10 protein-coding genes are annotated in these 11,143 nt (G+C 73.9%); 7 read left to right on the top strand and 3 right to left on the bottom strand.

Features of this window, described 5'->3' with window-relative positions; all coding sequences use genetic code 11:
* Positions 1-133 precede the first annotated feature (133 nt).
* Positions 134-1,066, bottom strand: coding sequence for a Ppx/GppA phosphatase family protein (locus AB0D99_RS22125; protein ID WP_362364641.1), 933 nt, complete (start codon positions 1,064-1,066; stop codon positions 134-136).
* Positions 1,067-1,106: 40 nt separating this feature from the next.
* On the opposite strand from AB0D99_RS22125, the gene AB0D99_RS22120 reads away from it, so the two are divergent.
* A complete protein-coding gene (locus AB0D99_RS22120; protein WP_362364638.1) occupies positions 1,107-1,955 on the top strand; it encodes a hypothetical protein in 849 nt (282 codons plus the stop codon).
* A 290-nt stretch (positions 1,956-2,245) separates the two neighbouring features.
* Here AB0D99_RS22120 and AB0D99_RS22115 read toward each other — a convergent pair whose 3' ends face one another.
* On the bottom strand, positions 2,246-3,970 hold the full coding sequence (locus AB0D99_RS22115; protein ID WP_362364635.1) for a hypothetical protein: 1,725 nt from the start codon (positions 3,968-3,970) through the stop codon (positions 2,246-2,248).
* Positions 3,971-4,154: 184 nt separating this feature from the next.
* On the opposite strand from AB0D99_RS22115, the gene radA reads away from it, so the two are divergent.
* Positions 4,155-5,558 (top strand): DNA repair protein RadA, encoded by a 1,404-nt coding sequence (gene radA, locus AB0D99_RS22110; protein WP_362364632.1) that lies wholly within the window; start codon positions 4,155-4,157, stop codon positions 5,556-5,558.
* Between the two features lie 254 nt (positions 5,559-5,812).
* Positions 5,813-6,871, top strand: a complete 1,059-nt coding sequence (gene disA / locus AB0D99_RS22105) for a DNA integrity scanning diadenylate cyclase DisA (RefSeq protein ID WP_329125588.1) — start codon at positions 5,813-5,815, stop codon at positions 6,869-6,871.
* 102 nt (positions 6,872-6,973) lie between these two features.
* On the opposite strand, the gene AB0D99_RS22100 is transcribed toward disA, so the two are convergent.
* Positions 6,974-7,792, bottom strand: a complete 819-nt coding sequence (locus AB0D99_RS22100) for a hypothetical protein (RefSeq protein ID WP_362364629.1) — start codon at positions 7,790-7,792, stop codon at positions 6,974-6,976.
* 181 nt (positions 7,793-7,973) lie between these two features.
* Between AB0D99_RS22100 and AB0D99_RS22095 the strand changes: the two genes are divergently transcribed.
* The 4 genes from AB0D99_RS22095 (at position 7,974) to AB0D99_RS22080 (ending at position 11,102) form a co-directional block, all read left to right on the top strand.
* Positions 7,974-8,636 carry a phosphatase PAP2 family protein gene (locus AB0D99_RS22095; RefSeq protein WP_362364626.1) on the top strand — a complete coding sequence of 221 codons (663 nt, stop codon included), beginning with the start codon at positions 7,974-7,976 and terminating at the stop codon, positions 8,634-8,636.
* A 22-nt stretch (positions 8,637-8,658) separates the two neighbouring features.
* Positions 8,659-9,585: an A/G-specific adenine glycosylase gene (locus tag AB0D99_RS22090; protein WP_362364623.1), complete on the top strand. Its 927-nt coding sequence runs from the start codon at positions 8,659-8,661 to the stop codon at positions 9,583-9,585.
* Positions 9,586-9,843: 258 nt separating this feature from the next.
* Positions 9,844-10,407, top strand: a complete 564-nt coding sequence (locus tag AB0D99_RS22085) for a SigE family RNA polymerase sigma factor (RefSeq protein WP_362364620.1) — start codon at positions 9,844-9,846, stop codon at positions 10,405-10,407.
* A gap of 110 nt (positions 10,408-10,517) precedes the next feature.
* On the top strand, positions 10,518-11,102 hold the full coding sequence (locus tag AB0D99_RS22080; RefSeq protein ID WP_362364617.1) for a hypothetical protein: 585 nt from the start codon (positions 10,518-10,520) through the stop codon (positions 11,100-11,102).
* Positions 11,103-11,143 lie beyond the last annotated feature (41 nt).

Here is an 11,143-nt window from a genome sequence, read left to right as displayed (position 1 = left end):
CTCCCTCTCTCCCCTTCGCCGCGCCGGGCGGGGTGGCGCGGGGACGAGAGACGCGCCGGGACGGGAGGCGCGGGGACGAGAGACGCGCCGGGGCGGGAGGCGCGGGTCCACGCGCGCGTGGACCCGCGGGCCGCTACTCCTCCGGCAGGTGGTCCAGGCGGCGCAGGATCACGCCCTCGCGGAGCGCCCAGGGGCAGATCTCCAGCTCGTCCACTCCGAAGAGGTCCATCGCCCCCTCGGCCACCAGCGCCCCCGCCAGCAGCTGGGGTGCGCGCCCCTCCGAGACGCCGGGGAGCCCGGCACGCTGGTCGGCCGTCATGGCGGCGAGCTTGGGAACCCACTCCTCCAGGGACGGGCGGGTCAGGACGCGGCGGAGGTAGACGCCCTTCTCGGAGCCGGGCGATCCGGCGATCCTGGCGAGCTGCTTGAAGGTCTTCGACGTGGCCACGACATGGTCGGGCTTGCCGAAGCGGCTGAACTCACCCACCGTACGGGCGATCTGGGCGCGCGCGTGGCGGCGCAGCGTCCGCACGTCCGCCGGGTCGGGCGGGTCGCCCGGCAGCCAGCCGGACGTCAGCCGTCCCGCGCCCAGCGGCAGCGACACCGCCGCGTCCGGCTCCTCGTCGATGCCGTACGCGATCTCCAGCGAGCCGCCGCCGATGTCGAGGAGGAGCAGCTTGCCCGCGGACCAGCCGAACCAGCGGCGGGCGGCCAGGAAGGTGAGCCGGGCCTCCTCCTCGCCGGTGAGGACCTGGAGGTCGATGCCGGTCTCCAGCTTCACCCGCTCCAGGACGGCGTCCGCGTTCGTCGCCTCGCGCACCGCCGAGGTCGCGAACGGCAGGACTTCCTCGCAGCCCTTGTCCTCGGCGGCCTGGATGGCCCCCTGGACGGTCGCGATGAGCCGCTCGACGCCACCGGGCGCGATGGCGCCTCCCTCGTCGAGGAGCTCCGCCAGCCGCAGCTCCGCCTTGTGGGAGTGGGCGGGCAGCGGTCGGGCGCCGGGGTGGGCGTCCACCACCAGCAGGTGCACTGTGTTCGAACCGACGTCGAGGACTCCGAGTCTCATGGACGGAACGCTACTGCTCCCACCCGCATACGCTTGTCGTGTGCCAAAGACGAAAAAGGCGAAGCCGGGCAAAGACAGCGCTGCCAAGGCTCAGAAGACCTCCAAGAAGCCGAGCGGCTCCCTCGGCCCGGGCGAGCCGGACGAGAAGGGGATCGACTTCGCGCGCGCCTGGGTCGAGTTTCCCGATCCCGCCGACGACGAGCAGGTCTTCCGCTGCGACCTGACCTGGCTCACCTCGCGCTGGACCTGCATCTTCGGCAGCGGCTGCCAGGGCATCCAGGCGGGCCGCGCCGACGACGGCTGCTGCACGCTGGGCGCCCATTTCTCCGACGAGGACGACGAGAAGCGGGTCGCCTCGTACGTGGACCGGCTGACGCCGGAGCTGTGGCAGTTCCACGACGTGGGGACGGAGACGGGCTGGACGCAGGTCGACGAGGACGGCGACCGGCAGACGCGCCGCTGGCAGGGATCCTGCATCTTCCAGAACCGCCCCGGGTTCGCGGGCGGCGCCGGCTGCTCGCTGCACATCCTGGCCCTCAAGGAGGGCAAGGAGCCGCTGGAGACCAAGCCGGACGTCTGCTGGCAGCTGCCGGTGCGGCGCACGTACGACTGGATCGAGCGCCCCGACGACACGAAGGTCCTCCAGGTGTCGATCGGCGAGTACGACCGGCGCGGCTGGGGCCCCGGCGGCCACGACCTGCACTGGTGGTGCACGTCCGCGACCTCGGCGCACGGGGCCGGCGAGCCGGTGTACGTGACGTACCGGCCGGAGCTGACGGAGCTGATGGGCAAGGCGGCGTACGACGTGCTGGTGGAGCTGTGCGAGGCCCGGCTCGCCTCCCAGCTGCCGCTGGTGGCACCGCACCCGGCGGACCCGGCGACGCGGTAGCCGTCGCGGAGGCGCGCGGAGGGGCCCCGGCACACCTGACGTGTCGGGGCCCTCTCCTGTACGGGCGCGGGAGCGCCCGGCGGGCCGGCCGGATGCGGGCCCGGGTCCGCGCGCCGCGCCGGTGCGCGCCCTGTCCGGTCGGTGATCCGGAACACCGGTGCGCACCCCGTCCGGTCGGCGATCCGGAACGTCGGCGCGCGCCCCGTCCGGTCGGCGATCCGGAACGTCGGCGCGCGCCCCGTCCGGTCGGCGATCCGGAACGCCGGTGCGCGCCCCTCCCGGTCGGTGGTCTAGGACGCCGGTGGGGAGTCCGAGCCGCTCGGCGTTCCCGGGTCCGTGGACGGTGGGGGTTCGCTCGTGGGGGGAGGGTCCGTCGTGGGCGGCGGGGTCGTCGGATCCGTCGTCGGGGGCGGTTCCTCGGTCGTCGGCGGAGGCGTCGTCGGGTCCGTGGTCGGGGGCGGGGTCGTCGGATCCGTGGTCGGCGGGGGCTCCTCCGTCGTCGGGGGCGGCGAGGTGCCCGCTCCGCGGCCGTCGATCCGTACCACCGCGCCGGAGGGGTTGACGCCGACCCGGGCGGACCACGCCCCGACGGGCTGGCGTGTCCTGTCGACGACGACGCGGACCGTCACCGACTCGCCGGGGCGCAGGGTGCCGGACGCCTGGCTCACGTACAGCCAGGGCGCGTCCGTCCACAGCGACCAGTCGACGGGGGCGCCGCCGGAGGCCGTGAGGGTGAGCAGGGTCGTGTCGCCGTCGCCGTGGGCGGCGACCGTGATCCGGCCGGGGCCCGGCCGGCCGGGGAGGGTGGGTCCCACCGGTCCGCCGGGGCTGATCACCTCGACCGAGACGTCCGGGGAGCGGCTGCCCTGGGTGAAGCGGGAGTCGGGGGTGGTCTCCGCGTTGCCCGCGTTCTCGTAGCGGTCGTACGGGGTGCCGTCGAGGCTCGTCGGTTCGTCCGCCTCGCGCGCGCTGACCGGGGCGCCCGCACGGTCGCCGTCCCCCGTGAGGGGGCCGCCCCGGTACGAGGCCCACAGGGCGAGCACGGGGGCCGCGACGACCGCCGCCACGACGGTCGTCGTCACCGCGCGGGCCCGCATCCGGTCGCGGCGGGCCGCGTGGTCCTTGGGGTCCATCGGGAAGCCGGTCGGGCCGAAGCGCGGGGCACCGGCACGCGCGCGTGGGGCGTGCAGCATCGCCACGTACGCGGCCGCCTTCGGCGCCTCGACCAGCGGGAGCCGGGCCGGGGAGACCGCGGCGGCGCCGGGCCAGGGGCCGCCCGCGCCCGCGCGTTCGGCGGCGCGGCGGCAGAGCGGACAGTCGTCGACGTGGCGGACGAGTTCGGCGCGCAGGGTCGCGGAGAGCAGCACCTGGTGGTCGCCGGTGAGCCGGGCGACGGTGGGGCAGTGGCCGGTCTCGACGACCGCGAGCGCGGCCCGGGTCCGCTCGACCTCGCAGGCGGCGGAGGAGAGCAGCTCCCGCGCGGCGAGCGGGTCGAGGGAGAGGACGGCGGCGACCTGGCGGTGGCCGAGGCCGTGCCGGACGGCGAGTTCGAGGGCCTCGCGCTGTTCGGGGGTGGTGCCGGCCGCCTCGGGCCAGGCGAGCAGGGCCAGTTCGGCGCGTCGGCGCTCGGCGACCTCGTCGGAGACCGGCGGCGGCTCGGGCGCGGTGACGACGGGGCGGCCGGTGTGCGCACCCTGACGCTTGCGGCGCTGCTCCGCGAGGCTGCGCAGGCAGGCCCAGCGGGCCAGCGCGTAGAGCCATGCCCTGCGCCCGTCCGCGTCGGACGGGCAGTGCCTGCGGTGGCGTTCGGCGACCGCGAGGACGTCGCCGAGGACGGCGGTCGAGGCGTCGTGGTCGCACAGCACGGAGAGGCAGTAGGTGAACAGCCCGTCCAGATGGGCCTCGTAGCGTGCGGGCGGGTGCTGGCCGATCGTGCGCGGGCTTTCGGGCGCCCGACGGTGCGCCCGGTGTGCGCCGGTGGCGTGTGTGGAGGGTTCCAGCCTGCTGCTCGTCACTGGGCGACCGTAGGCAGGACGTGGCGGGGTCTTCGTACCGGTTGAACACTTTTAATCCGTACGGGTGAAGGTATCGCTCGAAGGGGGACAGGAACACGACATTCCGCCGCCGGGGCCGTGCCCCGGTACGGGTGGGGGCCCGGCCCGGCCCCCGTTGTCAGTGCGGCCCGCTACGGTTCGGTGCATGGCTGCCCGTACGAAATCCGCCAAGGACAGGCCGTCCTACCGCTGCACCGAGTGCGGCTGGACGACCGCCAAATGGCTCGGCCGTTGCCCCGAATGTCAGGCCTGGGGGACGGTCGAGGAGTACGGCGCGCCCGCCGTCCGCACGACCGCCGCGGGCCGGGTCTCCACCGCCGCGCTGCCCATCGGCCAGGTCGACGGCCGGCAGGCCACGGCGCGCTCGACCGGCGTCGACGAGCTGGACCGCGTGCTCGGCGGGGGCCTGGTGCCCGGAGCGGTCGTGCTGCTCGCCGGCGAGCCCGGGGTCGGCAAGTCCACGCTGCTGCTGGACGTCGCCGCGAAGGCGGCGAGCGACGAGCACCGCACGCTGTACGTCACGGGCGAGGAGTCCGCGAGCCAGGTCCGGCTGCGGGCCGACCGGATCAACGCGCTGAACGACCATCTGTACCTGGCGGCCGAGACCGACCTCTCCGCCGTCCTCGGCCACCTCGACGCGGTCAAGCCCTCGCTGCTGATCATGGACTCGGTGCAGACCGTCGCCTCCCCCGAGATCGACGGCGCGCCCGGCGGCATGGCGCAGGTGCGCGAGGTCGCCGGCGCGCTGATCCGCGCCTCCAAGGAGCGGGGCATGTCCACGCTCCTCGTCGGCCACGTCACCAAGGACGGCGCGATCGCCGGCCCCCGGCTCCTCGAGCACCTGGTCGACGTCGTCCTGAGCTTCGAGGGCGACCGGCATGCCCGTCTGCGGCTCGTCCGCGGTGTGAAGAACCGGTACGGGGCGACGGATGAGGTCGGCTGCTTCGAGCTGCACGACGAGGGGATCACGGGTCTCGCCGACCCCTCCGGACTGTTCCTGACCCGCCGCGACGTCGCCGTGCCGGGCACCTGTCTGACCGTCACCCTGGAGGGCCGCCGGCCGCTCGTGGCGGAGGTCCAGGCGCTCACGGTCGACTCCCAGATCCCGTCCCCGCGCCGGACCACCTCCGGTCTGGAGACGTCCCGGGTGTCGATGATGCTGGCCGTCCTGGAGCAGCGCGGCCGGATCACGGCGCTCGGCAAGCGGGACATCTATTCGGCGACGGTGGGCGGTGTGAAGCTGTCCGAGCCCGCCGCCGACCTGGCGATCGCGCTCGCCCTCGCCTCCGCCGCCAGCGACACCCCGCTGCCGAAGAACCTGGTCGCGATCGGCGAGGTCGGGCTCGCGGGCGAGGTCCGCCGGGTCACGGGCGTCCAGCGGCGCCTGGCCGAGGCGCACCGTCTCGGCTTCACCCACGCCCTGGTCCCCTCGGACCCGGGGAAGGTGCCGGCGGGCATGAAGGTCACGGAGGTGGCGGACATGGGCGACGCCCTGCGCGTCCTGCCCCGCAGCCGCCGGGCGGCCGCCCCCAAGGGCGCGGACGCGTAGGGGGCGGGCGGCTCGCGGGCCCGTCCTTCGGAGGCCGGGTTCCGACGGCGCCCGGGCGGGGCAGGTGGCCGCCGGGGGGTCGGGACGGCCCGCGCGCGGGTGGTCTCCGGAGGTGCGGACCGGGTGGGAAGAAGGGGACGATCCGGCGCGCGGCGGAGGGCCGCGGGGCGGTGTCGCTAGACTTTGCCCTGGTCTCGCCCATCCGTACGAGCCGGAGGAGAGCAGTGGCAGCCAAGGACGGGAACGAAGCGCTGATGCGCGCGGCCCTCAGCGCGGTCGCTCCCGGCACCGCACTGCGCGACGGCCTCGAGCGTGTTCTGCGCGGAAACACCGGTGGTCTGATCGTGCTCGGCATGGACAAGACGGTGGACTCGATGTGCACCGGCGGCTTCGTGCTGGACGTGGAGTTCACCGCGACCCGGCTGCGCGAGCTGTGCAAGCTCGACGGCGGGCTCGTCCTCGACAAGGACATCTCCAAGATCCACCGGGCGGGTGTCCAGCTCGTCCCGGACGCGTCCATCCACACCGAGGAGACCGGCACCCGCCACCGCACCGCGGACCGGGTCTCCAAGCAGTGCAACTTCCCGGTCGTCTCCGTCTCCCAGTCGATGCGGCTCATCGCGATCTACGTGAACGGTGAGCGCCGCGTCCTGGAGGAGTCCGCCGCGATCCTCTCCCGGGCCAACCAGGCACTCGCGACCCTGGAGCGGTACAAGCTCCGGCTCGACGAGGTCGCCGGCACGCTCTCCGCCTTGGAGATCGAGGACCTGGTGACCGTCCGGGACGTCACGGCCGTGGCCCAGCGCCTGGAGATGGTCCGCAGGATCGCCACCGAGATCGCCGAGTACGTCGTCGAGCTGGGCACCGACGGCCGGCTCCTCTCGCTCCAGCTCGACGAGCTGATCGCGGGGGTCGAGCCCGAGCGCGAGCTCGTCATCCGCGACTACGTGCCCGAGCCGACGGCCAAGCGCTCCCGTACGGTCGCCGAGGCGCTCACCGAGCTCGACGCGCTCACCCACGCCGAGCTCCTCGAACTGCCCATCGTGGCGCGTGCCCTGGGCTACAGCGGCTCTCCCGAGACCCTCGACTCCGCGGTCTCCCCGCGCGGCTACCGGCTCCTGGCCAAGGTCCCGCGGCTGCCCGGCGCGATCATCGAACGGCTCGTGGAGCACTTCGGCGGGCTGCAGAAGCTGCTCGCGGCCAGCGTCGACGACCTCCAGACCGTCGACGGCGTCGGCGAGGCCAGGGCGCGCAGCGTCCGCGAGGGCCTGTCCCGGCTGGCGGAGTCCTCGATCCTGGAGCGGTACGTCTAGGACGGGTGGCGAAAGTCCCGCCTGCCCCGCGACGCCTGGCACGCGCGGACGCGAAGAAGGGCCGTACGGAGATTCCGTACGGCCCCTTCCTGTTCTCGCCTGTCAGTCCTTGGCCAGCGTGAACGAGGCCGGGAGGACCTTCACTCCCGGCATCACCGCCTCCACCAGGTACGTCCCGGGACCCACCGGGCCCGCCGGAGGAGTGGCGCACCGCGGGGCGCTCCGGCCGCGGTCCCAGTCCACGCTGTGCGTGACCGTCGAGCCCGCCGGGACGCGGAGCAGTACGCCACCGGCCGGACGGGGGCAGTCCTGGGAGGACCAGACCGCCTCGTCCTTGTTGTCACTGATCGTCAGAACGGCGCTCCTGGGGCCGAGATCGGCCTTGCAGTCGGCGGCCGAGGTGTTCTTGGCGACCAGGTGGAAGCGGGGCTTCTCGCCGGGAGCGTACGAGACCTGGGTGCTGCGGAGGGTCAACTGCAGGGATCCGGGCGCGCAGTTCGGCAGCGGGGAATCGGCCGGAACCTGCTGCCCGGCGCCCGTGCTCGCGCCGCCGTCGCCGCCCGCTCCGTCCGTGTCCCCGTTCTTGCCGCCGGACTCGGCGCCGGCGTCGGCGCCCTCGGTGCCGCCGGTGCCGCCGGTGCCGGCGTCTCCGCCGGAGTTCTCGCCGGAGTCTCCCGACTCGTCCCGTCCGCCCGGCTGTTCACTGATCGCGGGACCGGAACCGGAGGGCCCGGGGGTGATCGAGGGTGCCGGGGAGGAGCCGTTGGCGGAGTCGTCCGGCTTCTTCCCGCCGCCTCCGCCGGACGTGACGGCCCAGAGGGTGATCAGCGCGAGAAGCGCGATCAGGCACAGCGCGACCGCCCTCCGTCGCCAGTAGATGGAGGAGGGAAGCGGCCCGACCGGATTGCGCAGTGATCCCACGGCACGAACCTTACGAGAGATCGGCGCCAACTCCCGCCCCACCCGCCGCCCCAGGCATCAAGTTTTGCCGATGATCACATCCGGAACTCCGGAATGTCCCCGCTCACCCCCACTTTCGTCGGGGGTCGTCGTGGTCCTTCGGCACGGGTGCCCGCCTCTGCCGCCGGTTAGCGTCATGATCATGGATAACCTCCCCGGCCTCTCCGACGGTCTCTATCTCGATGTCACCGGCTTCGCCCACTCCACGCCGCACTGGTTCCAGCAGCTCGCCGAGGTGTGGACCGAGGCCGGACTGCTGCTCTTCGGCGTGCTGTTCGTGGCCGGCTGGTGGCGGGCCAGGTCCGGGACGAGCGACGCGATGGCCCTCGCGCTGCTCGCCCCGCTCGCGACCGCGTTCGGCTATGTGGTGAGCGAGTCGCTCAAGTCCCTGGTGGACGAGGAGCGTCCCTGCCGGGCGGTCGCGGGCGCCCCCGCCTCGCTCGTTGCCTGCCCGCCGACCGGCGACTGGTCCTTCCCCAGCAACCACGCGGCCATCGCGGGTGCGGCGGCGGTCGCGCTCGCCCTGGCCTGGCGCGGGATCGTGTGGCTGACCGTGCCGATGGCCCTGCTCATGGCCTCCTCCCGGGTCTTCGTCGGCGTCCACTATCCGCACGACGTGACGGTCGGGCTGCTGCTCGGAGGCGCGGTCGCGTTCCTGGCCGTCAAGGCGGCGACCCGGCCGGTCCGGGTGCTGGTGGAGACGGGCCGGTCCAGCCGTACCGGCGCGGTGGTGTGGTGCGCCGGGCGCGGGCCGCGCCCGCGCGCCTCCACGCGCCCCGAGGGCGTGCGCCACGGCGCGCGCTGAACGTGCCAGGATCGGAGGTGCCATGACTTCCACCGATGCCTCCACCCCCGTGTTCGACGACGCTCCCGCCCCGGCCCCGGCCGAGCTGCACGGGCCCGTCCTCGCCTGGTTCGACCGGCACGCCCGCGACCTGCCCTGGCGCCGCCCAGAGGCGGGGGCGTGGGGCGTGATGGTCAGCGAGTTCATGCTCCAGCAGACGCCGGTCGTGCGGGTCCTGCCCGTGTTCGAGCAGTGGCTGGCCCGCTGGCCTCGTCCCGCCGACCTCGCGGCCGACGCGCCCGGTGAGGCCGTGCGCGCCTGGGGCAGACTCGGCTATCCGCGTCGTGCCCTGCGGCTGCACGCGGCGGCCGTGGCCATAACGGAGCGGCACGGCGGCGACGTGCCGAGCGAGCACGCCGCGCTGCTCGCGCTCCCCGGGATCGGGGAGTACACGGCGGCCGCCGTGGCCTCGTTCGCGTACGGGCAGCGGCATCCGGTGCTCGACACCAACGTCCGCCGGGTGTTCGCCAGGGCCGCCTCGGGTGTGCAGTACCCGCCGAACGCCACGACCGCCGCCGAGCGGCGGCTGGCCCGGGAGCTGCTGCCCGAGGACGAGGCGACGGCGGCCCGTTGGGCGGCCGCGTCGATGGAGCTCGGGGCGCTGGTCTGCACGGCGAGGAACGAGGACTGCGGGCGTTGCCCGATCGCCGGGAGCTGCGTCTGGCGGTTGTCGGGGAAGCCGGCCCACGAGGGGCCGGCGCGGCGCGGCCAGACGTACGCGGGCACGGACCGGCAGGTCCGCGGCCGGCTCCTCGCCGTGCTCCGGGAGACGTCGGGCGCCGTGCCGCAGTCAGCCCTGGACGCGGTGTGGGACGAGCCGGTGCAGCGGGCCCGCGCGCTGGACGGCCTGGTCGCCGACGGCCTGGTCGAACCCCTCGACGACGGTCTGTACCGCCTGCCGCAGTCCTGACCGGCCGGCAGGGGCGGCCCCGTTCACGGTCCCGGAAGGGCGGGGTCGCAGCGTTCCCCGATCGCCCGCTCTCCTGGCGGGTGCACGCGCCGTCACGGGCCGAATTCAGGTTCCTACCCATCCCCGCGCCCTGTTACACAACCGATGGGCAGCCGTGCATCCTCCGACGGCTGCCCCGGACAGCCTCGTGACAACTGCTCCGTAACTTCGTCGACGTAAGCCAAACAGGCTGGTCACGGGGATCGGAGGCGGTTTCAGATGTCGCACGGAGAGGTGCTCGACTTCGAGGAGTACGTCCGCACTCGGCAGGACGCGCTGCTGCGCAGCGCCCGCCGTCTCGTCCCCGATCCGGTCGACGCGCAGGACCTCCTGCAGACGGCGCTGGTGCGGACGTACGGCCGCTGGGACGGCATCGCCGACAAGTCGCTCGCCGACGCGTATCTGCGCCGTGTCATGATCAACACCCGCACCGAGTGGTGGCGCGCCCGCAAGCTCGACGAGGTGCCCACCGAGCAGCTGCCCGACGCGTCCGTCGACGACGCCACCGAGCAGCACGCGGACCGCGCCCTGCTCATGGACATCCTGAAGGTGCTCGCCCCGAAGCAGCGCAGCGTGGTCGTCCTGCGGCACTGGGAGCAGATGAGCACGGAGGAGACCGCGGCGGCGCTCGGCATGTCGACGGGTACGGTGAAGTCCACGCTCCACCGCGCACTGGCCCGACTGCGTCAGGAACTGGAGAGCCGCGGCGTCGAGGACGCCCGTGCTCTGGAGCGGTCGACCGTACGACCCGACGAACGGGGGCAGCACCGGTGCGCGGCCTAGGCGCCAGACACGACGGCGACGACGACGGGTCCTGCGGCCCACGGCGTCGCCGGATCATCCGGGCGACGAGCACGACGGCACTGGCCGGGCTCGTCGCCATCGGGCTGTTCATGACCGCCTGTTCCACCGGCGGCACCGGTTCGCGCGACGAGGGCGCCGCCCGCGCCGACGAGGTGGGATCGGTCGCGCCGGCACCGTCCCCGTCGGCCTCCTCCGGGCAGATGCCCGCCAAGCGCGTCGACCCGATCGCCCTCATCAAGGCCGACCCGAAGATCGGCGAACGTCTGAAGGCCGATCTGAAGCCGTGCGTCGCGGACGCGTACCCGGTGGACACCTCCTACGGGAATCTGACCGGCGGAGCCTCGCCCGACGTCGTCGTCAACGTGATGACCTGCGGTGACGCCGTCGGCATCGGCACGTACGTGTACCGCGAGGAGGGCGGCGAGTACAAGAACGTGTTCATGGCCGAGGACGCCGCCGTCTACGCGACGATCGACCGGGGCGACCTGGTCGTGACGAAGCAGGTGTACGCCAAGGGCGACCCGGTGGCCTACCCCTCGGGCGAGGACGTGATCACGTACCGCTGGGCGGTGAGCCGGTTCAGCCAGCACGACTGGGTCCACAACGACTACAGCCGCGCGGTCGGCGACGGAGGCATCGACGGCCCCACGACCGCCGAGCCGAGCGCGGGCTGATCGCCGGGCGGCCGGCGATCGAGCGGAACGAGAAGGAACGG

It is taken from the genome of Streptomyces sp. NPDC047971, from assembly GCF_040653355.1.
GTDB lineage: Bacteria > Actinomycetota > Actinomycetes > Streptomycetales > Streptomycetaceae > Streptomyces.
This window is presented reverse-complemented; position numbering and strand designations above follow the sequence as displayed.